23 protein-coding genes are annotated in these 25,814 nt (G+C 66.2%); 16 read left to right on the top strand and 7 right to left on the bottom strand.

Annotated features, from left to right (window positions below; all coding sequences use genetic code 11):
* The first annotated feature begins 23 nt into the window (after window positions 1-23).
* Window positions 24-1,178, top strand: a complete 1,155-nt coding sequence (gene serB / locus FEZ61_RS03320; RefSeq protein WP_173147239.1) for a phosphoserine phosphatase SerB — start codon at window positions 24-26, stop codon at window positions 1,176-1,178.
* Window positions 1,179-1,333: 155 nt separating this feature from the next.
* Here serB and FEZ61_RS03315 read toward each other — a convergent pair whose 3' ends face one another.
* The 5 genes from FEZ61_RS03315 to FEZ61_RS03295 form a co-directional block, all read right to left on the bottom strand.
* Entirely contained in the window at window positions 1,334-3,409 is a 2,076-nt protein-coding gene (locus FEZ61_RS03315) for a GGDEF and EAL domain-containing protein (RefSeq protein ID WP_160921952.1), read from the bottom strand.
* A 40-nt stretch (window positions 3,410-3,449) separates the two neighbouring features.
* Complete coding sequence (locus tag FEZ61_RS03310) at window positions 3,450-5,210, bottom strand: hypothetical protein (RefSeq protein ID WP_064307617.1); 1,761 nt, start codon at window positions 5,208-5,210, stop codon at window positions 3,450-3,452.
* Window positions 5,211-5,277: 67 nt separating this feature from the next.
* Window positions 5,278-6,186 (bottom strand): archaetidylserine decarboxylase, encoded by a 909-nt coding sequence (gene asd, locus FEZ61_RS03305; RefSeq protein ID WP_017642889.1) that lies wholly within the window; start codon window positions 6,184-6,186, stop codon window positions 5,278-5,280.
* Window positions 6,187-6,202: 16 nt separating this feature from the next.
* Window positions 6,203-7,012, bottom strand: coding sequence for a rhodanese-like domain-containing protein (locus FEZ61_RS03300; RefSeq protein ID WP_173147237.1), 810 nt, complete (start codon window positions 7,010-7,012; stop codon window positions 6,203-6,205).
* A 57-nt stretch (window positions 7,013-7,069) separates the two neighbouring features.
* Window positions 7,070-8,587 (bottom strand): HDOD domain-containing protein, encoded by a 1,518-nt coding sequence (locus FEZ61_RS03295; protein WP_173147235.1) that lies wholly within the window; start codon window positions 8,585-8,587, stop codon window positions 7,070-7,072.
* Window positions 8,588-8,704: 117 nt separating this feature from the next.
* Between FEZ61_RS03295 and motA the strand changes: the two genes are divergently transcribed.
* The 3 genes from motA to FEZ61_RS03280 all read left to right on the top strand — a co-directional run bounded on the left by motA (window position 8,705) and on the right by FEZ61_RS03280 (window position 11,479).
* On the top strand, window positions 8,705-9,556 hold the full coding sequence (motA, locus tag FEZ61_RS03290) for a flagellar motor stator protein MotA (RefSeq protein ID WP_017642892.1): 852 nt from the start codon (window positions 8,705-8,707) through the stop codon (window positions 9,554-9,556).
* Entirely contained in the window at window positions 9,556-10,716 is a 1,161-nt protein-coding gene (locus FEZ61_RS03285; RefSeq protein WP_017642893.1) for a flagellar motor protein MotB, read from the top strand. Before motA ends, FEZ61_RS03285 begins: the two co-directional genes overlap by 1 nt.
* Window positions 10,717-10,879: 163 nt before the next feature.
* A complete protein-coding gene (locus FEZ61_RS03280) occupies window positions 10,880-11,479 on the top strand; it encodes a nitroreductase family protein (protein WP_017642894.1) in 600 nt (199 codons plus the stop codon).
* 44 nt (window positions 11,480-11,523) lie between these two features.
* On the opposite strand, the gene rsgA is transcribed toward FEZ61_RS03280, so the two are convergent.
* Window positions 11,524-12,546, bottom strand: a complete 1,023-nt coding sequence (gene rsgA, locus FEZ61_RS03275; protein WP_173147233.1) for a small ribosomal subunit biogenesis GTPase RsgA — start codon at window positions 12,544-12,546, stop codon at window positions 11,524-11,526.
* A gap of 94 nt (window positions 12,547-12,640) precedes the next feature.
* Here rsgA and FEZ61_RS03270 point away from each other — a divergent pair, with 94 nt between their 5' ends.
* From FEZ61_RS03270 to FEZ61_RS03235, 8 genes are all read left to right on the top strand, one after another.
* A complete protein-coding gene (locus FEZ61_RS03270; protein WP_173147231.1) occupies window positions 12,641-13,411 on the top strand; it encodes a class I SAM-dependent methyltransferase in 771 nt (256 codons plus the stop codon).
* Window positions 13,412-13,461: 50 nt separating this feature from the next.
* On the top strand, window positions 13,462-14,010 hold the full coding sequence (gene orn, locus FEZ61_RS03265) for an oligoribonuclease (RefSeq protein ID WP_059316402.1): 549 nt from the start codon (window positions 13,462-13,464) through the stop codon (window positions 14,008-14,010).
* 16 nt (window positions 14,011-14,026) lie between these two features.
* Window positions 14,027-14,641: a trimeric intracellular cation channel family protein gene (locus FEZ61_RS03260; protein WP_059316956.1), complete on the top strand. Its 615-nt coding sequence runs from the start codon at window positions 14,027-14,029 to the stop codon at window positions 14,639-14,641.
* A gap of 97 nt (window positions 14,642-14,738) precedes the next feature.
* The gene (locus FEZ61_RS03255; RefSeq protein ID WP_173147229.1) at window positions 14,739-16,607 is read left to right on the top strand and encodes a PAAR domain-containing protein; all 1,869 of its coding nucleotides are present in this window, start codon (window positions 14,739-14,741) and stop codon (window positions 16,605-16,607) included.
* Complete coding sequence (locus FEZ61_RS03250) at window positions 16,604-17,290, top strand: DUF2931 family protein (protein WP_059316400.1); 687 nt, start codon at window positions 16,604-16,606, stop codon at window positions 17,288-17,290. The genes FEZ61_RS03255 and FEZ61_RS03250 overlap by 4 nt, the downstream gene beginning before the upstream one ends.
* A gap of 11 nt (window positions 17,291-17,301) precedes the next feature.
* Window positions 17,302-17,982, top strand: a complete 681-nt coding sequence (locus FEZ61_RS03245; RefSeq protein WP_173147227.1) for a DUF2931 family protein — start codon at window positions 17,302-17,304, stop codon at window positions 17,980-17,982.
* The gene (locus FEZ61_RS03240; protein WP_346342855.1) at window positions 17,979-18,674 is read left to right on the top strand and encodes a DUF2931 family protein; all 696 of its coding nucleotides are present in this window, start codon (window positions 17,979-17,981) and stop codon (window positions 18,672-18,674) included. The genes FEZ61_RS03245 and FEZ61_RS03240 overlap by 4 nt, the downstream gene beginning before the upstream one ends.
* On the top strand, window positions 18,671-19,363 hold the full coding sequence (locus tag FEZ61_RS03235) for a DUF2931 family protein (protein ID WP_242455091.1): 693 nt from the start codon (window positions 18,671-18,673) through the stop codon (window positions 19,361-19,363). The genes FEZ61_RS03240 and FEZ61_RS03235 overlap by 4 nt, the downstream gene beginning before the upstream one ends.
* A 16-nt stretch (window positions 19,364-19,379) precedes the next feature.
* Here FEZ61_RS03235 and queG read toward each other — a convergent pair whose 3' ends face one another.
* On the bottom strand, window positions 19,380-20,444 hold the full coding sequence (queG, locus tag FEZ61_RS03230) for a tRNA epoxyqueuosine(34) reductase QueG (protein ID WP_173147225.1): 1,065 nt from the start codon (window positions 20,442-20,444) through the stop codon (window positions 19,380-19,382).
* Window positions 20,445-20,505: 61 nt separating this feature from the next.
* Here queG and FEZ61_RS03225 point away from each other — a divergent pair, with 61 nt between their 5' ends.
* Genes FEZ61_RS03225 through mutL form a run of 4 tightly spaced genes read left to right on the top strand, consistent with a single transcriptional unit; the run spans window position 20,506 to window position 25,799 of the window.
* Window positions 20,506-21,993 carry an NAD(P)H-hydrate dehydratase gene (locus FEZ61_RS03225; protein WP_173147223.1) on the top strand — a complete coding sequence of 496 codons (1,488 nt, stop codon included), beginning with the start codon at window positions 20,506-20,508 and terminating at the stop codon, window positions 21,991-21,993.
* Window positions 21,981-22,442, top strand: coding sequence for a tRNA (adenosine(37)-N6)-threonylcarbamoyltransferase complex ATPase subunit type 1 TsaE (tsaE, locus tag FEZ61_RS03220; protein WP_173147221.1), 462 nt, complete (start codon window positions 21,981-21,983; stop codon window positions 22,440-22,442). The genes FEZ61_RS03225 and tsaE overlap by 13 nt, the downstream gene beginning before the upstream one ends.
* 38 nt (window positions 22,443-22,480) lie before the next feature.
* Complete coding sequence (locus tag FEZ61_RS03215) at window positions 22,481-23,911, top strand: N-acetylmuramoyl-L-alanine amidase (protein WP_026084069.1); 1,431 nt, start codon at window positions 22,481-22,483, stop codon at window positions 23,909-23,911.
* Window positions 23,904-25,799, top strand: a complete 1,896-nt coding sequence (gene mutL / locus FEZ61_RS03210; protein WP_068383209.1) for a DNA mismatch repair endonuclease MutL — start codon at window positions 23,904-23,906, stop codon at window positions 25,797-25,799. The genes FEZ61_RS03215 and mutL overlap by 8 nt, the downstream gene beginning before the upstream one ends.
* Window positions 25,800-25,814 lie beyond the last annotated feature (15 nt).

Raw genomic sequence — 25,814 nt, 5'->3', positions numbered from 1 at the left:
CGCTTTTCCGCGAGGGGATCGCCATGCAAGACGTTATCGGACTCCAGGCCGTAGGCATCCTGCCCGCCGACTGGTTGGCTGCGCTCACCGGCGCCCTGGCCGCGGCCGGTGCCCGGCTGGAATCGCTGCAGCAGCAGGGTCTGGACAACAGTGCCGCGGTGACCCTGCTGGTCAGCCCGGCCAGTGCCGGCGCCGCGCTGGGGCATGCACTGCAGGCCCTGGGGCTGCAGGTGGCGCCCCTGGCGCAGCTGGCACCGGACAGCGGCGAAGCCCATGTCCTGACGCTGATGGGCCGCAGCCTGGCCGATCTGCCGCTGACCCGGCTGGCCGCGCTGTGCCGCGAGCAGGGCCTGAACATCCACGCCATCCGCGCCCTGAGCGAGCCGGGCGCGACCGCGCGCGCCGCCCTGGAGCTGCGCGTCACCGGCGAGCCGCACGAGCCCCAGGCCCTGCGCGCGGGCCTGCTGGCACTGGCCCAGGAAGGCCAGGCCGACATCGGCTGGCAGCCCGACGACCTGCAGCGGCAGCATCGCCGGCTGGCGGTGTTCGACATGGACAGCACCCTGATCCAGGCCGAGGTCATCGACGAACTGGCCAAGGCCGCCGGTATCGGCGAGCGGGTGGCGGCCATCACCGAGCGGGCCATGCGCGGCGAGATCGACTTCCGCGCCAGCTTCACGGAGCGCATGGCGCTGCTGCAGGGCCTGTCCGAGGAGGTGCTGGAAGACATCGGTGCCGGGCTGCGTCTGACTGAGGGCGCCGAGCGGCTGTTCGCCGAGCTGAAGCGGCTGGGCTACAAAACCGCCATCCTCTCCGGCGGCTTCACCTACTTCGCCCGCCAGGTGCAGGCGCGGCTGGGCATCGACTACGTCTATGCCAACGAACTGGAGATCGTCGACGGCAAGCTGACCGGCCGCGCCGTCGAGCCCATCGTCGATGCCCAGCGCAAGGCCGATCTGCTGCAGGAACTGGCCAGCCGTGAGGGCCTGACGCTGGAGCAGACCATCGCCGTGGGCGATGGTGCCAACGACCTGCCGATGCTGGCCCTGGCCGGTCTGGGCGTGGCCTTTCGCGCCAAACCGCTGGTGCGCCAGTCCGCGCGCCAGTCGGTGAGCGTGCTGGGCCTGGATGGCGTGCTCTATCTGCTGGGCGTGGAAGATCGGCTTACCCAGGGCTGAGCCTCCCAGCGGCCATCGCGGTCCGCCGCTGCGGCCGCTCCTACGCCTACATCAAACACCCGTAGGAGCGGCCCATGGCCGCGATCATGCCGTAGGTTCAGCCGCCGCTGCGGCAGCCCATGGCCGCGATGAACCTGTCCCAGGCTGGGTCGCTGCTACTCGGCATGGAACTCGTAGTCCATCGCCTGGCTGGGCTCCTGCAGGTAGTAGCCCTGGATGAAGTGCACCCCGACCTGCCAGAGCTGAGCCAGCACGCTGGCGCTCTCGACGAAAGGGGCGATGGTCTGGACATTCTGGGCGCTGAGCTCGGCGACGAGGGCCTTGAGGCGCTCCTGGTGGTCCGGTTGCGCCAGGTCCTTGATCAGCTTGCCCGACAGCTTGACGTAATCCGGTACCAGCAGGCGCAGCGCCGCCAGCGGCGGATCACCGGCGGCAAAACCGCTCAGGGTGACCGGATGACCCTGGCGACGTAGCCGCTGCGCCATGGCCAGGGCCTGCTCCGGCTGGGCCAGCAGGTCCTCCTCGCTGAGCTGGAAGATCACCGCCTCGGCGTCCAGCTGCTGCGCCTGCAGGGTTTCCCTCAGCCAGGGCAACAATTCCAGATCGCCCAGGGTCGCGCCCGAGAGGTGCACGAAGATGCGCGTGCCGTGGCCGCGCGCGCGGTGTTCGCCCAGCTGGCGCACCGCCTGGTGGATCACCCAGCGATCGATCTGGCCGCTCAGGCCGCTGTCACGGGCGGTGCGGGCGAATTCGGCCGGTGAGACCTCCTCACCCTGGGGGTTGATCAGCCGCAGCAGGGCTTCGTAGTACTCGTGACTGCCGCCGCGCAAGCCGATCACCGGCTGGAACAGCAGGCGAAAGCCGTTCTGCTGCAAGGCCTGCTTGACCATGGCCACCAGGTTGCCGCGATTGGCGGCGGCGGCCAGCTCTTCCTGGGGGTCGTAGCGTTTGCAGGCGTTGCCGCCCCGTTGGGCGACCTGGCGCGCGGAACGGTGCGCCCGGTCCACCAGGTCGCCGGCGCTCTTGGTATGGCTGTCCAGGCTGACCACACCGATGGAATAGCTGATGGCCAGATTACGTCCGGCCAGGGCCAGCGGCTGGCGCTCCTGACGGCCGAGCAGGCGCTCGAAGGCGCTGTCCAGGCTGGCGTCGGCCGCCTGGGGCAGGAGAACGGTAAAGGCATCGTCGGCGAAGCGCGACAGGGTCACCAGGGTGCCGAAGTGCTCGCTCAGGCGCTCGGCCAGGGCCACCAGCAACTCGTCCATGGCGCCTATGCCCAGCTCGGCCAGCAGGGTCGGATAGCGATCGATGCTCAGGTAGGCGAAGCTGGCCGGCGCGCCGAGCCGGGCGCGCTCCAGGGCGTCTTCGAGCAATTCGAGCATGCGGCTGCGATTGAGCAGCCCAGTCAGGGTATCCTGGAAGCGCACCTCGCGCAGCTGTTCCTCGAGGGCCTCGGCGGCCGGGGCCGCGCGCTCCTCGCGCAGGTGCAACTGCACGCAGGGTTCGTCGAGATAGATGGCTGGCGTCAGGCGCAGGTGCACGCCGAGGGTGCTGCCGTCCTGGCGGACGCACCGGCAATCCAGTTCGAGGGGGCTGGGAGCGTCGCGCAACTGACGGAAGGCCTCGCGCAGCGCCGGCTGGTCGGCGGCGGCGATGAGGTCCATCAGCGGCGTGATTTCCAGGTCTTCCGCGGAGGGATAACCCAGCAGCTCCACATAGGCCGAGTTCACGTGGATATGCAGGCCGTCGTGGACATAGGCCACCGCATCCACGGCATTGGCCAACAGCAGCTGGCAGCGCTGCTCGGCTTCGGCCAGGGCCTGTTCCAGGCGCCGGCGTTCATGACGCTCGGCCAGATTGCCCAGTTCGCGCAGGCTGGCCAGCAGCAGGTGCTCGTCGTTGTCGCTGGCGATGCCGTCGCGGGCGCCCAGGCGCAGGGCTTCGAGCACCGCCGTGGGCTCCTCGGGTGCCACCCGCTGGATAACGGCGAGCTGAGGCGCCCGACGGCGCAAGAGACGCAGGGCGGCCAGGCTGTCGAGCTCAGGAGAAGGTGGGGCGAGGATGGCGAGGTCCCAGGATTGGGACAGGAGTTCGTCGAGATCCGCGGGGTCGGCCAGACGGTGGGCCCGCGTTGCCCGTCCGGCATTGCGGAACAGGCTGACCAGACGTTCCGCCTCGTTCTGCGATGCTTCGAGCAGCAACAGGCGGATCGCACTGTGTTCGGCAGCCATGGTCTACTCGCACCCTGGCGATAACGACAATCCCTCGAAGCTACAGAGACTTCCACAGCGAGTCAAAGTCTTCCTCCAGCCGCGCACTACCACTCGAAGGCCCTCCGTTAGGCTGAGCTCCGGTCTGTTCCAGCAGATGATATTCGAAGACGCTGAAGCTGACCGTCATGCTGCGGCGCCGGTCGAGCATGCCACGCTGTTCGTTACCCTGTTGATTGATCTGCACCTTGCTGCCTTCCTGGAAGGGCAGGCGCGGCGCGATCAGCGTCGGCGCCTGATCGATGGCCTTGATCTCCGGCAGCAGCAGCGCACGCAGGTACTGGCTGTTCTGCTCGGCCTTGCGCAGCAGCTGCAGACCGCAGGGCCGCGCGGTGGGCGCCAGCAGTTCGACGCCCATCTGGGTGCCACTGCCGGGCACCTGGCGTACCCAGCGCACCACCGCCGGGCCCCAGTTGTGATCCTCGGGCAGGCGCACGCCGAGCAGTTCACCGGCCTGTAACTGTTCGGGCACTTCGCCGCTCCAGCTCAGGCAATAGCCACCGGGACTGTGGTTGACCACCTGTACCGCATGGATCGGAAAGGCCGGACTGGCTGCCTCGCCGTCGCCGGGCAACACGTCGTAGTGGATTTCCTCCAAGGCCTCGGTGCTCCAGTCCAGGGCATCGGACGCCCGGGTGTCGGCATCGAAGGCCAGCGACCAGACGTCTTCCTTGGGTTTGGGGGCAAAGGTTTCCGGGGCCGCCGCGGCCGACAGCCGCAGGGTGTCGGCGAACACCTGGCCACCCGCGAGTTGGTAGTGCAGGGCACTCATGCCGATGCAGACCTGTACCTGGCCCTGACCGGGCATGCGCTGGAAGGCACGATCCGCCTCCTGCCCCCAGGCCCCGACCAGGTGTTGCAGCAGATCCAAAGACAGATCGCCGTGCACCGGCAGGCGCGCGCGTGGTCGCTGTTCCGGCGCCAGGGCCAGATAGTCCTCGATGGCCTGCACCAGCTGCTGCGGGGCGAGCCCCAGGAGGCCACTGAGGTTGGCTTCGCGCAGCAATGAGCGATAGCGCGGCGGGGCGTCGATCTGTGGCGCCACCACCATCAGGGTACCGTTCTGCTCGGGGCCTTGCAGGCGGATCAAGCCGGCCCAGTCGTCCAGGTGCAGGGTCAGCTGGGCGATGTGGCTCTGGCGCAGCTGGTTGCAGCGGGCGGCGCCAAACAGCAGGGCGGCGCCATAGGCCTGGGTGATGGTCTGGCTGCCGTCGCCGGGCAGCAGCTCATCGCGAATTTTCTGGTTGTGCAGGCCAGTGGTCACCGCCAGCCGATAGAGTTGATGCAGCTCCAGCCAGAGGTTGTCGTGAACCGGTGTATAGAGCTGGGCGGCGCGGATCAGCGGCCCGAGCAGGGCGCGCAGGGCGCGCTGGATGGCGGTGGCGAGCAGCGTGCTGCGTTCGCCGCGCTCGCTTTCCTCGACCACGATCAGCTTGTAGCCGGCAGCCAGCAGGTTCTGCAGGGCCTGGCAGAGATTGGCGACCTTGCGCGAGCGCTCGTCGAGCACGATGGCTTGATTGAGCACATGACGTTCGAGCAACTGGCAGACCCGCTGCACGTCCGGGCGCAGGGATTCGAGCAGGCGCAGCCGGGCTTCCGGTGTCAGAATCAGCCGATTGAGCTCCAGCAGCCCCTGATAGAGCAGCCGGGCGAATTCGCCCAGCTTGGCTCGCGGCAACTGCTCCAGCCAGCGCTTGAGGCCGGCTGGCGTGGCGTCACAAAACGTCAGGCTGCGCTGATCGGGCGTCGGTACCCGCAACATGAGCTGTGGCCTTTTGCTATCCATTCGCCGCGCGCACTCCTGTTTCGATGGGCAATGAACCGCGCATCTAGGCGAGAGACCCTGGCTCGGAAACGGTGGTCAAGGGGGCCGGCGTGGTCGGAACCCCCAGCAGTTGCCCCATGTTGACGGTGGACAGGGCGCCGAGTTCAGCGGACCAGTTCACCGCGTCCGGACCGAACAGCACGATGGCGGTGGAGCCCAGCTTGAAGCGACCCAGCTCGTCGCCGGTGTGCAGGGTGATGGGCGCACGCGCGGCCTCGTCGTAGGCGAAACGCTTGAGTTCGCGCTTGGGTGGCGTGACCAGGCCGGCCCAGACCGTCTCGATGCTGGCGACGATCATGGCACCGACCAGGATGACCGCCATGGGGCCCACGGCGGTATCGAAGATGCAGACCACCCGCTCGTTGCGGGCGAACAGCTCGGGCACGTTCTCGGCGGTGAGCTGGTTGACCGAGAAGATGCGCCCGGGCACATAGACCATCTCCTTCAGGGTCCCGGTGAGCGGCATGTGCACCCGGTGGTAGTCCTTGGGTGACAGGTAGATGGTGGCGAAATGGCCGCCCATGAAGGGCGCGGCGCGCAGGCCGTCGCCACCCAGCAGCTCCAGCAGGCTGTAGCTGTGGCCCTTGGCCTGGAAGATGCGGCCGTGCTCGATGCGGCCGAGCTGGCTGATGGCACCGTCGCTGGGGCTGACCACCACGCCGGGCTCGGCTGGCAGCGGGCGGGCACCGGGCTTGAGGGCGCGGGTGAAGAAAGCGTTGAAGTTCTCGTAGGCGGTGGGGTCTTCCACCTGGGCCTGGCGCATGTCGACGTCATAGTGACGGACGAACCAGCGGGTCAGCAGATTCTTGAACCAGGGCGCCCGGCACTCGGCGAAGCCACCGATCACCCGCGACAGCAGATGGTGCGGCAGCAGGTGCTGGGCAAGGATGAACAGTCGGTCTTGCAGTTTCATGAGAGGTCCTTGGCAGTCATTCGATGGGGGTTTCGGGGTGGTTGCCCCATTCGCCCCAGGAGCCGGCATAGGCTTTCACGCGCGGATAGCCCAAGGCCTTGGCCGCGAGGTAGGTGAAGCCGGATCGGTGATGGGTCTGGCAGTGGGTGATGATTTCCTTGTCGCGGGTGATGCCCAGGCCCTCCAGTTCGGCGGCCAGGTCTTCGCGAATGCGCAACTGGCGCTCGCGATCCATGCCAGCGGTCCACTCGAAGTTGATCGCGCCGGGGATGTGGCCGCCGCGGGCGGTCAGCACCTTCTCGCCGCGGTATTCATCGGCGCCACGGGCGTCCCAGATGGCCAGGTCTTCGGCGCCCAACCGGCTCTGCAGATAGGCCCGGCTGGCGGTGGGCTCCTCTTGCAGGGTCAGGGCGACCGGTGCGCCCGCCGCAGCGGGTACCTCGGTGCTCAGCGGCAGGCCGGCGGCGATCCAGCCCTGGCGCCCACCGTTGAGGTAGTGATAGTGGCCGTGCCCGATGACATCGAGCAGCCAGATGAAGCGTCCGGCCCAGCCGCCGCCTTCGTCGTCATAGACCACGTAGACGGCCTCGTCGCGCTGGCCCAGTTCACCGAACAGCTGTTCCAGGTCCGCCTGGGCCGGCAGCAGGCCGGGCGCCGGCTTGCTGCCCAGCTGGGTGCGGGCGGGCGTGACATGGCGCGCGCCGGGCAGATGCCCTTCGGCATAGTGGGCGGCGCTGCAGAGATCCACCAGGATGAGTTCGGGCGCATCCAGGCGCGCCGCGAGATCGGCCGGTTCGATCAGCAGGGGCAAGGCGGAAAAGGGCATCGCGGATTTCCCGTCGGTCCGTAGAAGGTGAAGTGTACCGAGGTTGACCGGCCAGCGTCAGGCCGGTCGTGCCCGCGGACGATTGGCGAAGGTGCCAATGGCGCGCTCGATGCAGGTGAAGGTCTTGTCCAGCGCCGCGGTCCGGCGGGGATCCGCTGGCTGTAGTTCGCTGTCCAGGATCGCCAGCAGCACCACCCGTTCGCCAAAGCCCAGACTGCGCAGCCAGAGCCGCTCGTTGCTGAACAGTCGGCGCAGATCGGCGGGCAGGTGCGGCGCGAAGCGCGCTCGGTTGCCGTCATCGATGCGTAACTGGCCGGGGCTGCCGAACAGCTTGGCCAGCAGCGGGTGGCTGGCGATATCCAGTTGCAGGCCGGGGGCGTCGTCCAGGCCGTGGTGCAACTGGACATTGCCCTTCTGGCCGTTGCGATCCGGGGTCAGCAACAGCAGCCGCGGCAGGCCGCAGGCCGCCAGCGCCTGGCGGGCGCAATCGAACAGCTGGGGCAGGGTGGCGAAGGCGCTGGGCGTGTGCAGCAGCTGCTCGCAGAGCCCGCGCCAGCGCTGTGCCTGACTCTCGCTGGCGACCTGTACCCGGGGCACCGGCTTGAGGCGCCGTTCGCCCGGTGGCCAGACCAGGCCTTCCGCCGGATGCCAAAGGCCGGGTCGGGCATGGCGCTGGGCATCCTGCACCGCCAGCTCATGGCTGCGACTCTGCACCCGTGCCAGCGGCAGTTGCAGATAGAGGGCACTGAAACGCTGCCAGCGCAGGGTATGAGAACCATCCCAGGCATGGTGGCTGGCCAGGGCCAGACCGTTGGCCAGCAGGATGGTGTTGCCGGGATGGGTCAGCCAGCGGCGCAGATTGGGAGCTTCGTCGAGGCGCTGCTGCTGTTCGAGGGGATCGTCGCCATGGGCGATGTGCAGCGCCCTGACCAGTTGCCGGCGATCCTGGTCCAGCAGGCGATAGCCTTCGACGATCCACTCGGGCAACTGCCAGTGACGGGCCAGCGCCTGGCACAGGCGGATCGCCGGCACGCCGAGCAGTTCGCGCTCGACTTTGAGCGCCGGTTCGCCTTCGCCCAGCACCCGCCGTTCCCATTCCTCGAAGAGTTCCGGATAACGGGTCGCCAGCGGCCAGAGGGGCGCCAGAAAGAGCAGGGCGGCCAGGCGGATGTCCGGCCACAACCGCGCCAGGGGCACGCCGAACAGGCCCAGCCCCAGGGTCATGGCGTGCTGGCTGACCAGGCACAGCTGCCGCAGCGGACGCGGCAGGCGCTCCTCGGGCAGGGTCGGCTGGCGGGCGATCAGGTACTCCGCCGGCCCGAGACCGACGCGGCCGAGCACGGCTTCCAGACTGGCGGCCGGATCGCCGAGGCTGGCATGGCCGCGATTGGCCTCGCGCAGCAGGGCCAGCGCCAGGGGGGGTGACTCGCAGAGCCGTTCGGCGATCTCATGCAACGCCAGACGGCCATCGGCCAGGGCGCGGCGCAGACGCTCCGCGGTGGCGGTGGCCACCGGTAGGCGTACGCCTTCCAGGTGTTTGACCCAGTCTTCGACGGTGTTCGGGCGGCTGGACATACGACGGTCGCCTTGAAATTTGATGAAAGGCCTTCAGTCCGGGGCGCCGGGTCCGATAAAGGGGACGTGAGGGCAGATCCCCGGCTCAATTTTCCTTAGCACACAGTATTCCCAACCATGGCAAAAATCATCGGCATCATCGTGATATTCGCGGCTGTCCTCGGCGGCTACATTCTCGCGCATGGCAAGATCGCTGCGATCATCCAGCCGCTCGAGGTCCTGATCATCGGCGGTGCCGCCCTGGGGGCCTTTCTGCAGGCCAACCCGGGCAGCACCTTCATGCAGGTGTTCAAGAAGTCGCTGAAGATGTTTGGCAATCGCTTCACCCACGCCTTCTACCTGGACGTGCTCAAGCTGCTCTACGAGATCCTCAACAAGAGCCGGCGCGAGGGCATGATGTCCATCGAGGCGGACGTCGAGGATCCCAAGGCCAGTCCGATCTTCAGCAAGTACCCGAACATCCTCAAGGATGAGCGGATGACCGCCTACGTCGCCGACTACCTGCGGCTGATGTCCTCCGGCAACATGGCCCCCCACGAGCTGGAAGGCCTGTTCGACATGGAGCTGGCCGGCATCAAGGAAGAGCTGGAGCATCCGTCCCACGCGGTATCGCGGGTCGCCGACGGCCTGCCCGGCTTCGGCATCGTCGCCGCGGTACTGGGTATCGTGATCACCATGGGCATGCTCGGCGAGGGCGACCAGGCGGCCATCGGTGGCCACGTGGGCGCCGCGCTGGTAGGTACCTTCCTCGGTATTCTCGCCGCCTACGGCTTCTTCGGTCCGCTGGCGACCTGCCTGGAGCACGACGCCAAGGAAGAGCTCAATGTGCTGGAGGCGATCAAGGCCTGCCTGGTCGCCGCTGCCAGCGGCATGCCGCCCACCGTCGCCGTGGAATTCGGCCGCAAGGTGCTGTTCCCGGCGCACCGGCCGTCCTTCAGTGAGCTCGAGCAGGCGATGCGGGGCAGCTGATGGACAACAACCAGCCGATCATCGTCAAGCGCATCAAGAAAAGCGCCGCCGGCCACCACGGCGGCGCCTGGAAGATCGCCTTCGCCGACTTCGCCACCGCCATGATGGCGTTCTTCCTGGTGCTCTGGCTGATGTCCTCGGCCACCCCAGAGCAGAAGAAGGCCATCGCCGGCTACTTCCAGGATCCGATCGGCTTCACCGAAAGCGCCAGTCCCTATGTCATCGACCTGGGCGGCACGCCGACGCCGGCGCCCGATCGCACCCTGAATCCCGAGATCCAGGCGCAACCGGATTCGACCCAGAACAAGGTCAACCCGGACGTGCAGGAGCGTGCCGATCCCAACGACTCCAACCGCGTCGCGCCCGATCCCACCCAGGCGCCCGATCAGTCCGACAAGCGCCAGCCCAACGACGCGGCCCAGCAGCAGAAGGATGCCAGTCAGGCGAAGATGGATCCGAGCCAGGCGGAAAAGATCGCCGAGCAGGTCGACAAGGAGCGCCTGGAGCTGTTGCTGCAGGAGCTGCAGAACAAGATCGAGCAGAATCCGGAATTGCAGAAGTTCAAGGACCAGATCCTGCTGGAAATCACCCAGGACGGCCTGCGCATCCAGATCGTCGATGCCGAGAACCGGCCGATGTTCGACTCCGGCAGTCCGCGACTGAAATCCTATTTCGAGGACATCCTGCTGGCCATGGCCGACACCATTCGCCAGGTGCCGAACAAGATCAGCATCAGCGGCCATACCGATGCGGCGCGCTACAACGGCAAGGGTGACTTCAGCAACTGGGAGTTGTCCGCCGGTCGCGCCAACGCCGCACGCCGGGCGCTGATCGCCGGTGGCTATCCGGAAGAGCAGGTGGCGCGGATCGTCGGCTATGCCTCCTCGGCCCCCTTCGATCGCGAGCATCCGCTCAATCCGGTCAACCGCCGCATCGATATCATCGTCCTGACCAAGAAGGCCCAGCAGGCCATCGAGGGACGGGCCGGGAGCAGCCAGGCACCGAAGCCGGCGACCGATGGCGCGCCGGCTGCCAGTCGCAGCGGGGTCTCCAGTGGTGGCGTCAGCGCCACCGGCAATCTGGCGCAACCCATCAACAACGCCGCCTTCAAGCAGCAGATCAACGCCTTCGACGCCGGCGTCATCCAGAGCAAGCCCTGAGCGGTCATGGCGATCGATAGGAAAATTCGCTGCTAGCGTTCGGTTTTTTCGTACGTTGACGTGAAGACGGCTGGTTAAGCTGCAGGGGTTTCATGACGGATCGGGCACCTTGCGCCCTGGCGCGCGGTCTCCCGATCTCCGATTCCCTTGCAGGAGCCTTCCGATGAGCAACGCCTTTATCGACACCATCAAGCGCCGCCGCAGCCAGTACGCGCTGGGCAAGAATCTGCCGCTGGCCCAGGACCAGGTCACCGCGCTGATCCAGGAGGCGGTCAAGCTGTCGCCCTCCGCCTTCAATTCGCAGAGCTCGCGCGCGGTGATCCTGTTCGGCGCCGAGAGCGACAAGTTCTGGGGCTTCGTCATGCAGGCGCTGCGGCAGATCGTGCCGGCCGACGCCTTCGCCGCTACCGAGGGCAAGATCAACAGCTTCGCGGCCGGCGCCGGCACCGTGCTGTTCTACGAGGATCGGCATGTCGTTGCCGGCCTGCAGGACAAGTATCCCGCCTATGCCGACAACTTCCCCATCTGGTCGGAGCAGGCCAGCGGCATCGCCCAGTTCTCGGTATGGACGGCCCTGGCCAATGCCGGCATCGGCGCCAGCCTGCAGCACTACAATCCGCTGCCCGACGCCCTGGCCGCCGCCGAGTGGCAACTGCCGGAGACCTGGCACCTGCGCGCCCAGATGCCCTTCGGTTCCAACGAGGGCGACTTCCCGGAGAAGGGCTTCATGGACGATGCCGAGCGCTTCCGCGTCTTTGGCTGATAGTCGTCGATCGATAAAAACGCCGGGCTTGCCCGGCGTTTTCGTTAGTAGCGCGATTCGCCTTCCAGGCTAGCCAGGATATGCCGGTAACTGGCCATCCGCTGCGGATGGATATCGCCGCGTTCCAGGGCCGCGAGCAGGGCGCAACCGGGCTCGCGCTCGTGCTTGCAGTCGCGGAAGCGGCAGTGGCCGAGGTAGTCGCCGAATTCCTTGAAGCCGGCTTCGACGTCGTCGCGGCTGACGTGACTGAGGCCGAATTCGCGAATACCGGGTGAGTCGATCAGGTCGCCGCCATTGGGAAAGTGGAAGAGCCTGGCGGTGGTAGTGGTGTGGGTGCCCTTGTTGGTCAGCTCCGACAGCGGCCCGACGCGCGTATCGACGCCCGGTAGCAGGGCGTTCACCAGCGACGACTTGCCCACGCCGGACTGACCGACGAAGACACTGACGTGTTCGTCCAAAGCGCTCTTGAGCTGGTCCATGCTCAGGCCGTTGTGGGCCGACACCTCCAGCAGCGGATAGTCCAGCTCGCGGTAGATGCCCAGCAGTTCGTCCAGCGCCGGACCGTTGTGCTCGTCGATCAGGTCGGCCTTGTTGAGCAGCAGAAGCGGCTGAATGCCGGCATGCTCGGCCGCCACGAGGTAGCGGTCGATGAGGTTGGCATGGGGCGTGGGCAGCGGGGCAAAGACGATCACCAGGCGGTCGACGTTGGCCGCCACCGGCTTGAGCTGACCGCGCATGTCCGGCCGGCAGATCTCCGAATGGCGCGGCAATTGGGCGACGATGACGCCATTGCCCTGGATGCCGGAGCGAAACACCACCTGGTCGCCCGTGACCAGGGTCGGCAGGTTGGCGCGCAGATGGCAGCGCTGCAGCCGACCTTCGCCATCTTCGACCTCCACCTGAACGCCGAAGTGGGCGATCACCTGGCCCTGTTGTTCGGGGCCCAGGTCGCCACCTTCCAGTTCGTCGACCAGCTTGGATTCGCGCTTTTCCGCGCGAGCAGCGCGTTCAGTCTGGATTTTTTCGATCCGCCAGCTCTGGCGACGGGTCAGGTGGCGTTTGGCCATGGGAAGTCCGCGGGTTTCAGGGTCGAGGAGTCTAGCATTGGCCGCCTCTCGCGGATTACCTAAACTTGGCGCACCTCGTCGCTCTGGAGCCCCCATGCTGGCCCATCTCGCCTCGCGCTATCCCCTGTTGCTGGCCGTGCTGGTGCAACTGGCCGCCCTGGTGCTGGCGGTCGTCGGACTGCGGCTGTGGGCTGGCTTCACCGGGCAGCGCCCGTCGTTGCTGCTGCTGGTGTGCCTGCAGGCCGTGCTCGCGGCGCTGCTGGGCGAACGCCTGGGCCTGGCGCGCTGGTGGGTCTTCATCAATCTGCTGTTCGCTCCGGCGCTCTACCTGGTCAGTGGTCGCGGCCTGTCGGCGGGTATCGCCGCGCTCGGCTTCCTGCTGCTCCTGCTGCTGAACTGGAACAGCCTGCGCGAGCGGGTGCCGCTCTATCTCACCGGGCGCCAAACCCGCGAGCGGCTGGCCGAACTGCTCGCCGAGCGCGAGCCGACCTTTCGCTTCGTCGACTTGGGCTGCGGCCTGGGCGATACCCTGGTCGACCTGTCCCGGCGCTTTCCGCAGGCCACCTTCGTCGGTGTGGAGACGGCGCCGCTGAGCTTCGCCCTGGCCTGGCTGCGCTGCCTGCCACGGCGCAACTGCCAGGTGCGCTATCGCGATCTCTGGCGAGTGGAGCTGGGCGAGTTCGACGTCGTCTACTGCTTTCTCTCCCCGGCGCCCATGCCGCGCCTGGGCGACAAGGCCAGCACGGAGCTGCGGGCCGGCAGCTGGCTGATCAGCAACACCTTCGAGATTCCCGGCCAGCCAGCGGACAGGGTGCTGGAAGTGGGCGACCTGCGTGGCAGCCGGCTGCTGCTCTGGCGCCGGTAGGTGCGCGGCAGGCGCACTGCTACACTGCTGCCATCATCAAGGAGTTCACCATGACCACCCCCAATCCGCAGCACCTGATCTGGATCGACCTGGAAATGACCGGCCTGGATCCGGATCGGGACGTGATCATCGAGATGGCCACCATCGTCACCGACAGCGATCTCAATGTGCTGGCCGAGGGCCCGGTGCTGGCCATCCATCAGTCGGACGAGATCCTGGCCGGCATGGACGAGTGGAACACCCGTCAGCACGGTGGCTCGGGGCTGACCCAGCGGGTGCGCGAGAGCACCGTCGATACCGCCCAGGCCGAGGCCCTGACCCTGGAATTCCTGCAGCAGTGGGTGCCCAAGGGCAAATCGCCGATCTGCGGCAACAGCATCTGCCAGGATCGCCGCTTTCTCTATCGCCGCATGCCGGAGCTGGAAGCCTACTTCCACTACCGTAACCTGGACGTCTCCACCCTCAAGGAGCTGGCCGCGCGCTGGGCGCCCCATGTGCGTGACGGCGTGAAGAAGAGCGGCAGCCACCTGGCGCTAGATGACATCCGCGATTCCATCGCCGAGCTGCGTCACTACCGCGAGCACTTCATCAAGGTCTGATGGTCGCGCAGCCGTGCTGCTGTCCATCCTCTATCTGATCGCCATCACCGCCGAGGCCATGACCGGCGCCCTGTCCGCGGGTCGCCGCGGCATGGACCTGTTCGGCGTGGCGCTGATCGCCAGCGTCACCGCCCTGGGCGGCGGCTCGGTGCGCGACGTCCTGCTGGGGCACTATCCGCTCGGCTGGGTCAAGCACCCGGAGTACCTGGCGCTCACCGTCGGCGCGGGCCTGGCCACCGTGGCCATAGCCCGGGTCATGCGCTATCTGCGTCGGCTGTTCCTGGTGCTCGATGCCCTAGGTCTGGTGGCCTTTACCGTGATCGGCTGCCAGGTGGCTCTGGAGATGGGCCTGAGTCCGGCCATCGTCATCGTCAGCGGTACCCTCACCGGCACCTGCGGCGGCATCCTGCGCGACATTCTCTGCAACGACGTGCCCCTGATCCTCAGGCGCGAGCTCTATGCCAGCGTGGCGGTGCTCTCCGCCGGTTGCTATCTGCTTTGCCGTCAATGGCTGAGTGAGGAGCAGGCACTGCTCATCACCCTCGGCGCCGGACTGCTGCTGCGCCTCTTGGCGCTGAGATTCAACTGGCAGATGCCGACCTTCAGTTATCCGGACGACCCCCACGGCTAGGGCTGTGGCAGATTGCGCTACGCTTCGCTAAAACCCTTGTCCTAGAGCCTTTTGTGCGGCATTTTCAGGCGCCCAGTTACCGATAGGGAGATCGGCCATGTCTGGAAAACCTGCTGCGCGCCTGGGCGACGCCGTCGCCTGCCCCAAATGTGGGGCCACCGCCCTGGTTCAGGGCTCCTCCGATGTCTCTTTCGATGGCCTGCCTGCTGCGACCCTCGGCCACGCCTGTGGCTGTGGCGCGGCGCTGAGCGCTGCGGTCATCTCCAACGTACTCATCAACGGCCAACCGGCGGCGGTGCTCGGCAGCCTTACCAGCCATGGCGGCGTGGTGATCGGCGGTTCGAGTAGCGTCATCATCGGCCTGGATACAGGCGGCGCGGCCAAGGGTGCCTGCGCGAGCCGTGCAGGCACTACCGGCCTGGCACCGGGGCAGGGCAAGCCTTCGGCGCTGCGCAACCGGGAGCGACAGGGTATCGAGGGGCCTGCCAAACACCCGGAAGGCGCACCCGTCGCCAGGGACGAAGTCGCCGAACAGGCGGAACGTCCGCTAGAACAGCGCATCACCCTGCGCATCGGCGTCTTCTTCGACGGCACCGGCAACAACCTCTTCAACGCCGCCACCGGTGCCGCCTGCCGGGCGGAAGAGCAGGGCTTTCGCCAGGATCAAGCGGAGAGCATCGCCCGGTACTGCAAGAAGTTCATGCTCGACCCCGATAGCAGTTACGCCAATGCTGATACGAATATCGTGCGATTGTATCGGCTCTACCAAGACGATACCCAGCGCGCCGTTGAGCAAGATGAAAGGTCAGCGGCTATTCCGGTCTATATCGAAGGTATCGGCACTCGAGCCAGACAACCTGATAGCGCTTTCTCCATGGGGACGGGCATGGGTGCCAGTGGTGTGCTGGGGTGCGTTCAGAATTTTCCCGCAGCCTTCGCCAAACAGTACGTGCTGTTCCAGCGCAACAACCCCGATATTATTATCGAAGCGATCAAGTTCGATCTCTTTGGGTTCAGCCGAGGCTCTGCAGCCGCGCGACACTTCGCCAACGAGGTGCTCAAGCCCGGTGGCGGTATTGCTGCGACAGGTTTGGCCAAGTGCTTTTCGTGGCAGAGCGCCATGGTCAAACTCAACTTTATCGGCCTGTTCGATACCGTGACGGCGGTAGCGGACCTCAGGCGTGGCGACTTTACCCCGACCAATATCGCCAACCCCGGCGTCAACCTCTATCTGCCGGCAGGGTGCGCAGCCAAGGTGGTGCACCTAGTTGCTCGTGACGAGCACCGGCGTAACTTCGCCCTTACCAGTGTTGCGCCCCAGCATCAAGAAATTGCCTTGCCGGGTGCTCATGCCGACTTAGGTGGGGGCTATGCGCTCGAGATGACCGAACGCCTACTCTTGACCCGGCCGCGCGCCTCTCGCGAGCGCTATGGTACCGACAGTCATGCGGCCTGGAGTTATCGCCAGGCCCAAATCGAGCTAGCGCAGTTTCAACGAGAGTCTTGGTATGAACCGGGCGCCACTACATTAGAAATTGATACCTGGCGCAATAACTTGCCACGAACCCGCGGCAATCTGCCAGAAACCGAAGTTATCGCCGCGATCCGCCTGGAACGCCGAGTTCGCGGCGAGCTGTCGTTGATTTACTTACGCATCATGCATCGACTCGCTATTGATCATGATGTAGCTCTTTCTCCGATTCCCATGACCGCAGCCTTAGCGATTCCTGATGAATTACAAGGTATCGCGGCTAAGTTGCAGGCCTACGCGCAGGGTGCTCCATTACATATCGACCAGGCCGAGGCCCGCCTGCTGTTCGGTCGTTATGTGCATCTTTCCGCTCACTGGAACGCGCTATTGGGTAAAGATCGTAGTGATCTGGCCATCTTCTTCGTCAATGCCCCTACGGCGACTGGTCGCCGCAACGTCTATCCCAACCGTCCCCAAGCAGGCTATCCCGAATGAGCCGTTGGCTGCTGTACCTCATCCTGGCGTTTGGTTTGGCTAGCTGCCAATCCAATGCCACGCCCAAATCCAAGTTGCCCTATGACGCCTGGTACCTGGGCTTTTTGGCACCCAACTACATGCAGATCTGGCTGGAGCAGGCCAATGTCAGCGACATCAACGGCCGCTTTTTCCCCAATGCCATGGGCGGTGTGGTGGCTATGGGGCAACCTGCGAGTCTATCGGCAACTGCCAAGGGCTGGCCTAGGAGGATCGGTTCGGGTAAAGGCCGCTACATGACTGGATTAGATTTGCCCTATATGGTTGCTGTGCGCTGGCAATCCCTAGTCGAGCCCCAGACCTATCAGGCGATATTTGCGATTCCTCCCTGGGCGCGGGAGAAGATGGTCGAACGTATTTCAGGCCAGTGCCCGAGTGGCTACCAATTCGATTATCGTGAGTCCCTCACCATCGGGCTAGCACCGGGTGGTGTCGTCAAGGTATGGATCATGGGCCCTTGCCTGGATCCCATTGAGGTCTTGACTCTGCAGGCCGAGGTCGAGCCTAAGGGGCCTGATCAGGGCCGCATGAACGGCCAATACGCCCTGCCGCTGACCGAAGTCACCAAGGCTTATATCGACAAGTACGGCGTCCCCTACGGCAGTTGGTGGGCACCGATCCCTTACACCACGGTTGGGCCATGAAAAGTTGGGCAATGAGTCGCTGGCTGCTGTCTATCGTCCTGCTACTGGGCCTGGCAGGTTGTCAGTCTGACGCCGCGAACAAGCTGCCCTATGATGCCTGGTACCTGGGCTTTCTAGCGCCCAACTACATGGAAGTCTGGTTGGAGCAAGTCAATATTGGTGATAACAGCGGGCGCATCTTTCCCAATGCCATGGGGGGAGTAGTGTCTTATGGCAAACCTGAAAATCTGGCGATTCGCGCAGAGGGTTGGCCAGAAAGAATCGGCTCAGGCAAAGGTCGTACTCTGGCTGGCCTGGATCTGCCCTATGTCGTATCCCTACGCTGGCAATCCATGGTCGAACCTCAAACCTATCACGCGCTGTTCACCATCCCTGATTGGGCCAGGGAAAAAATGGTCGAGCGTCTACCAGCCGAGTGTCCGGTCAGTGGTCGCACCTCGGATTATCGCAAGGACCTTACCATCGGCCTGGCGCCCGGTGGGGTGGTCAAGGTCTGGATTATGGGTCCCTGCCTCGATCCCATCGAAGTCATGACCCTCCAGGCCGAAATCGAGCCCAAAGGTCCCTACGGAGGCAAATCCAACGGCAAGTACCGACCGCTGTCGCCGGTGGTCAAAAGCTATGTCGACACGTACGGCGTGCCCTATGGCAGCTGGTGGGCGCCGATTCCCTACACCACGGTAGGGCCATGAAAAGTTGGGCGATGAGTCGCTGGTTGTTGGCTATTGGCCTGCTACTGAGCCTAGCGGGTTGTCAGTCTGACGCCGCGAACAAGCTGCCCTATGACGCCTGGTACCTGGGCTTTCTGGCGCCCAACTACATGGAGGTCTGGCTAGAGCAGGCAAATGTTGGAGACAACAGTGGGCGTATCTTTCCCAATGCCATGGGGGGAGTAGTCGCCATGGGCGAGCCAGCCAGCCTATCGGCTACCGCCAGAGGCTGGCCTAAAAGGATCGGCTCCGGTGCCGGCCGTAACCTAACCGGCTTAGATCTACCTTACGTCGTCTCCTTACGCTGGCAATCCATGGTCGAGCCTCAAATCTATCACGCGCTGTTCACCATCCCTGATTGGGCCAGGGAAAAAATGGTCGAGCGTCTACCAGCCGAGTGTCCGGTCAGTGGTCGCACCTCGGATTATCGCAAGGACCTTACTATCGGCCTGGCGCCCGGCGGGGTGGTCAAGGTCTGGATCATGGGTCCCTGCCTCGATCCCATCGAAGTCCTGACCCTCCAAGCCGAGATCGAACCCAAGGGGCCCTATGGCGGCAAATCCAACGGCAAGTATCGGCCGCTGTCGCCGGTGGTCAAAAGCTATGTCGATAAGTACGGCGTGCCCTATGGCAGTTGGTGGGCGCCGATTCCCTACACCACGGTAGGGCCATGAAAAGTTGGGCGATGAGTCGCTGGTTGTTGGCTATTGGCCTGCTACTGAGCCTGGCGGGTTGTCAGTCTGACACCGCGAACAAGCTGCCCTATGACGCCTGGTACCTGGGCTTTCTGGCGCCCAACTATATGGAAGTCTGGCTGGAGCAAGCCAACATTGGCGACAACAGTGGGCGTATCTTTCCCAATGCCATGGGGGGAGTGGTCGCCATGGGGCAACCGGCTAGCCTATCGGCTACCGCCAAAGGCTGGCCCAGGCGAATCGGCTCAGGCAAAGGCCGTACTCTGACCGGCCTGGATCTGCCCTACGTCGTATCCCTACGCTGGCAATCCATGGTCGAGCCTCAAACCTATCACGCGCTGTTCACCATTCCTGATTGGGCCCGGGAAAAGATGGTCGAGCGTATCCCGGGCCATTGTCCGAGCGGCTACCACTTCGACTATCGCGAAGCCCTCACCATCGGCCTGGCGCCCGGCGGCGTGGTCAAGGTCTGGATCATGGGCCCCTGCCTCGACCCCATCGAAGTCCTGACCCTCCAGGCCGAGATCGAGCCCAAGGGGCCCTATGGCGGCAAATCCAACGGCAAGTACCGGCCGCTGTCGCCGGTGGTCAAGCGCTATGTCGACAAGTACGGCGTGCCCTACGGCAGCTGGTGGGCACCGATCCCCTACACCACGGTAGGCCCCTGAACGTCTAGCCTGCCGCTCAGGCCTCGCCGTGCCGCTGCAGTGCCCACTCCACGTGCTCACGCACCAGGGGCGAAGGATGCTCGCGCTGCAGCTTCAGGGCTTCCACCACCGGGATGCTGGTCGGGGCATTGCCAAGGCCAACGGCCAGGTTGCGTAGCCAACGTTCGTAGCCGGCACGGCGCAGGGGCGAGCCTTCGGTGCGGCTGAGGAATTCGGCTTCGGTCCAGCGAAAGAGCTCGGCCAGACTGGCGCTGTCCAGGCTGTGGCGTGGCTGGAAGTCTCCTTCGGCAGTGGGCTTGGCGAAGCGATTCCAGGGGCAGACCAACTGGCAGTCGTCGCAGCCAAAGACCCGGTTGCCGATCAAGGGCCGTAGCTCCAGTGGAATGGAGCCCTTGAACTCGATGGTCAGGTAGGAAATGCAGCGCCGGGCGTCGAGCTGATAGGGGCCGACGAAGGCCTGGGTCGGGCAGATGTCCAGGCAGGCGTGGCAGGTGCCGCAGTGGTCGCGTGGGGTGGGTTCGTCCACCGGCAGGGGCACGTCGACGAAGAGTTCGCCGAGAAAGAACCAACTGCCGGCCTTGCGATTGAGCACCAGGGTGTTCTTGCCGATCCAGCCCAGGCCGGCCTGTTCGGCGATGGCCTTTTCCAGCACCGGCGCGCTGTCGACGAAGGCGCGATAGCCGAAGGGACCGATCTCGCCCTGGATGCGCTCGGCCAGCTGCTGCAGGCGCTTGCGGATCAGCTTGTGGTAATCGCGGCCCAGGGCGTAGCGGGAGATATAGGCCGCAGTGCCATCGGCCAGGCGCTCGCTCATGCGGGTGTCGCCGGGCAGGTAGTCCATGCGCAGGGAAACCACCCTCAGGGTCCCCGGGACCAGTTCGGCCGGTCGCGAACGTTTGCTGCCGTGCGCGGCCATATAGTCCATCTCGCCGTGGAAACCGGCGGCCAGCCAGCGCTCCAGATGTTCCTCGTGACGTGCCAGATCCAGCCCGGCGATGCCGGTCTGTTGAAAGCCCAATTCCCGACCCCAGGTCTTGATGAGGTCGGCCAGGGCGGCGAGATCGAGAGCGACAGCGGACATCGACGGGAGCGCACAGGCAGGAGGGCCGCCTATTTTGCCAGACTCCGGAGGCTTTCCCAGCATGCACGACGAACTGCCGTTCCAGCTCTACAGCGCCCAGCAGGTGCGGGATCTCGACGCCCAACTGATCGCCGGCGGTCTGCCCGGTCTTGAGTTGATGAGACGTGCGGCGGGGGCGGCTTGGCGCTCATTGCGCCATGGCTGGCCTCATGCCGGCGCCCTCTGCGTACTGGCGGGCGGTGGCAACAATGCCGGTGATGGCTACCTGGTCGCCAGTCTGGCGCGCAAGGCCGGCTGGCAGGCGCGGGTCTTGCACCTGGCCGATCCGGCCGGACTCCAGGGCGATGCCGCCCTGGCCCATGCCGAGGCCCTGGCCGCCGGCGTGGACATCCAGCCTTGGCGCGCGGATGCCGCGCTGGAAGGCGTGGTGGTAGATGCCTTGCTGGGCACCGGGCTCAAGGGCGCCGCACGTGAGCCCTATGCCGCGGCCATCGAGCGGATCAACGCCAGCGAATTGCCGGTGGTGGCCATCGACATTCCCTCCGGGCTGGATGCCGATACCGGCGCTGCGGCGGGCGCCCTGGTGCGCGCCGATCTGACCATCACCTTCATCGGTCTCAAGCTCGGGCTGTTCACCGGCAAGGGGCCGGATCACGTCGGCAGTCTGGTGTTCGAGCCGCTGATGGAGGAACCGCAGAATCCCGCCCATGCCACCGCTCAGCGTCTGGCGCCCGGCAACCTGCCGCGCCTGGCGGCGCGCCCGCTCAACGCGCACAAGGGGCAATACGGCCATCTGCTGGTGATCGGCGGCGACGAAGGCACCGGCGGCGCGGCCATCATGACCAGCGAGGCGGCGCTGCGCTGCGGTGCCGGCATGCTCAGCCTGGCGACCCGGCCGTCCAACGTCACCGCGGTGCTGGCGCGGCGGCCGGAAGTGATGGTCGCCGGCGTACGTTCCAGTTTCGCCGTACTGGAACTGGCCAAGAAGGCCGATGTGCTCGCCGTCGGGCCGGGCCTGGGCCAGGGTGCCTGGGGTAAGGCGCTGGCCAGTGCCGCCGCGACGCTGGACGTCGTTCAGGTCTGGGACGCCGATGCCCTCAATCTGTTGGCCGCCGGCGTGGTCGAGGCGCCGCGCGGGCCCTGGGTGATGACGCCCCATCCGGGCGAAGCGGCTCGGCTGCTGGAGGTCTCGATCAAGGACATCGAGGCCGATCGCCCCGGCAGCGCCCGCGAACTGGCGCGGCGCTACGGCGGCGTAGCGCTGCTCAAGGGTTTCGGCACCCTGATCGCCCACCCGGATGGTCGCATGGCGCTGTGTGGCGAAGGGCATCCGGCGATGGCTACCGGTGGCCTGGGGGACATCCTCACCGGTATCATCGCCGCCCTGCTGGGGCAGGGGCTGGCGCCCTTCGAGGCCGCCTGCCTGGGCGCCTGGCTGCATGGCCGTGCCGGCGCCGAGCTGGGTCGCCAGGGCCGCGGTCTCGCCGCCAGCGATCTGCCCCCGGTCGCCCGCCAGTTGCTCGAGGAACTCCAGCCATGCCTGAACTGACCCTGCACGCCGCCGACGAAGACGCCATGTATGCCCTGGGTGCCCGCCTGGCCCAGGCCAGCGGCGGTCGTGGCGTACTCTATCTGCACGGCGATCTGGGCGCCGGCAAGACCACCCTGTCGCGTGGCATCCTGCGCGGTCTCGGCCACGCAGGCGCGGTGAAGAGTCCCACCTTCACCCTGGTCGAGCCCTACGAGTTGCCCAGTGGGCCGGTCTACCACTTCGACCTCTACCGCCTGGCCGATCCCGAAGAGCTGGAATTCATGGGGATTCGCGACTACTTCACAGCCGAGGCCTTGTGCCTGGTGGAATGGCCCGAGCGCGGTCAGGGCTTTTTGCCAAAGCCCGACCTGGACATTACCATTACGCCACGCGCCGACGGCCGTGATCTGCGCCTGACTAGTCATGGTGCTCACGGCGAGGCCTGGTGCGCCGCCCTCGCGCCCTAGGCGCCGATCCTTCGTTCTCCAGCTATACGGTCGCAGGCATGCGCAAGTGTTTTTTCAGGTCGGGACTCGGCCTGTTGTTGTTGATTCTCAGCAGTCAGTTGCTGGCCGCCACCCAGATCAAGGGCATGCGCGTCTGGCGTGCGCCCGACAACACCCGTCTGGTGTTCGATCTGACCGGCCCGGTCAAGGCCAGCGTGTTCACCCTCAGTGCCCCGGACCGCATCGTCATCGACCTGTCCGGCGCGCAGCTCGACGGTGGGTTGAACGAAAAGCCGCTGCGCAATACTCCCATCACCGGCCTGCGGGCGGCCCAACGCTCGCCCGGCGAGGTGCGCCTGGTGCTGGACACCAAGGGTGCCCTGACGCCCAAGAGTTTCACCCTGGCGCCCAACAAGGAATACGGCAATCGCCTGGTGGTCGATCTCTACGACCAGGGCACCGATCCGGCCGCCAGCGACATCCCCGCCACCGTCACGCCCAATCTGCCGGCCACCCCGGTGACCCCGGCCCAGCCGGCGACCCGTCTGCCCTCCAGCCCCAGCGGCAAGCGCGACGTGGTGGTGGTGATCGATCCCGGCCACGGCGGTGAAGACCCGGGTGCCATCGGCCGCGGCCGGTTGTACGAGAAGAACGTGGTGCTGGCCATCGCCAAGCAGCTGCAGGCCAATCTCAACCGGCAGAAGGGCTTTCGCGCCGAGCTGACCCGCACCAGCGATTACTTCATCCCACTGCGCCAGCGGCAGGTCATCGCCCGCAAGAAGGGCGCCGACCTGTTCATCTCCATCCATGCCGACTCCGCGCCCAGCGCCAGCGCCGAGGGCGTTACCGTCTTCGCCCTGTCCCAGCGCGGCGCCACCTCCGAGGCCGCACGCTGGCTGGCCGATGCGGAAAACCGCTCCGACCAGGTCGGTGGGGTATCCGATGCCCTGGACAACAAGGATCCCATGCTCGCCGGGGTGCTCATGGACCTGTCCATGACCGCCACCGTGGCCTCCAGCCTGGAGGTCGGCCAGACCATCCTCGGTCAGGTCGGGCGGGCGACCAAGCTCCTGCATTCGCGGGTGGAGCAGGCCGGCTTCATGGTGCTGAAATCGCCGGACATTCCCTCGATCCTGGTGGAGACCGGCTTCATCACCAATGCCAACGAGTCGGCCAAGCTGGCCAGTCCAGCGCACCAGGGCTTGCTCGCCCGGCAGATCCAGGCCGGTATCGTGCAGTACTTCCAGCACCGCCCGCCGCCCGGCACCTACCTGGCCTGGCAGCGCGAGCAGCGGGGCGACAAGGTCGGCAGCGTGCGCGGCATCGATCAGCACCGGGTGCAGCCGGGCGAAAGCCTGAGCCTCATCGCCCGTCGCTATGATGTCGACCTCTCCACCCTGCGCGCCGCCAATCGGCTCAAGGGCGACCGCATCCGCTCCGGTCAGGTCCTGACCATCCCCACCCACGAACTGGCGGCCAGCAATGACTGAACCCCGGCGTATCCAGCTGCTTAGTCCGCGGTTGTCCAACCAGATCGCCGCCGGCGAGGTGGTCGAACGGCCCGCCTCGGTGGCCAAGGAGCTGCTGGAGAACAGCCTGGACGCTGGTGCCCGGCGCATCGACATCGAGGTGGAACAGGGCGGGGTCAAGCTGCTGCGCATCCGCGACGACGGCCATGGCATCCCGGCGGACGACCTGCCGCTGGCCCTGGCGCGCCATGCCACCAGCAAGATCTACCACCTGGACGAACTGGAAAGCGTCACCAGCCTGGGCTTTCGCGGCGAAGCCCTGGCCTCGGTCAGCTCGGTGTCCCGGCTCACCCTGACCTCGCGCTACCGGGGCGAGGACCAGGCCTGGCAGGTGGAGACCGAGGGTCGCGAGATGCAGCCACGGGTACAGCCCGCCGCCCACCCCCAGGGCACCTCGGTGGAGGTGCGCGATCTCTTCTTCAATACGCCGGCGCGGCGCAAGTTCCTGCGTGCCGAAAAGACCGAATTCGATCACCTGCAGGAAGTGGTGCGGCGTCTGGCGCTGGCGCGCTTCGACGTGGGTTTTCACCTGAGGCACAACGGCAAGAGCGTGCTGGCCCTGCATCCGGCGGGCGATCCCCAGAGCCAGGGGCGGCGGGTCGGCGCCGTCTGCAGCCCCGGCTTTCTCGAACAGGCCCTGCCGCTGGAGCACGAGCGCAACGGCCTGCGCCTCTGGGGCTGGGTCGGCCTGCCGACCTTCTCCCGCAGCCAGGCCGATCTGCAGTACTTCTATGTCAATGGCCGCATGGTGCGCGACAAGCTGGTCGCTCACGCGGTGCGCCAGGCCTATCGCGACGTGCTCTACAACGGCCGTCACCCGGCCTTCGTGCTCTTCCTCGAAGTAGATCCGGCGACGGTGGACGTCAATGTCCACCCCACCAAGCACGAGGTGCGTTTCCGCGACAGCCGCCAGGTGCACGACTTCCTCTACGGCACCCTGCACCGCGCCCTCGGCGACATCCGCCCGGACGACCAGCTCGCCGTGGTGGCACCCACGGCGCCGGCGCCCCTGAGCGGTCCGGCCGCCGGTGAATTCGGCCCCCAGGGCGAGATGCGCTTGGCCACCGCCGTTCTGCACGACAGTCCTGCGCCGCCTGCCCAGCCCTTCGCCGGTGGTGGCGGATCGGGTGCTGCGCCTTACGCGCCGACCCCGCAGCCCTATGCGGGTGCGCTGGTGGCCGAGGTGCAGAGCGCCTACAAGGCCTTCTTCGCGCCGCTGCCGGAGGGTGCCGAGGCCGCGGCCCTGCCCGCGGAGCAGGGCGACGTACCGCCGCTGGGCTATGCCCTGGCGCAGCTCAAGGGTATCTACATCCTGGCCGAGAACGCCCAGGGCCTGATCCTGGTGGACATGCACGCCGCCCACGAGCGCATCACCTACGAGCGGCTCAAGGTGGCCATGGCCAGCGAAGGCCTGCGCGGCCAGCCACTGCTGGTGCCGGAGTCCCTGGCGGTCAGCGAGCGCGAGGCCGATTGCGCCGAAGAGCACGGCCAGTGGTTCGAGCGCCTCGGCTTCGAGCTGCAGCGCCTGGGCCCCGAGACCCTGGCCATCCGCCAGATCCCCGCGCTGCTCAAGCAGGCCCAGGCCGCGCGGCTGGTGCAGGACGTGCTCGCCGATCTGCTCGACTATGGCACCAGCGATCGCATCCAGGCGCACCTCAACGAACTGCTCGGCACCATGGCCTGCCACGGCTCGGTACGCGCCAACCGGCGGCTGACCCTGCCGGAGATGAATGCCCTGCTGCGCGACATGGAAACCACCGAGCGCAGCGGCCAGTGCAACCACGGTCGTCCCACCTGGGCCCAGCTCAGCCTGGATGACCTGGACAAACTCTTCCTGCGCGGCCGCTGACCGCCCCGCCGCGTC

Source organism: Pseudomonas sp. MS15a(2019) (assembly GCF_013277805.1).
In the GTDB taxonomy this organism is placed as follows: Bacteria; Pseudomonadota; Gammaproteobacteria; order Pseudomonadales; family Pseudomonadaceae; genus Chryseomonas; species Chryseomonas benzopyrenica.
This window is presented reverse-complemented; position numbering and strand designations above follow the sequence as displayed.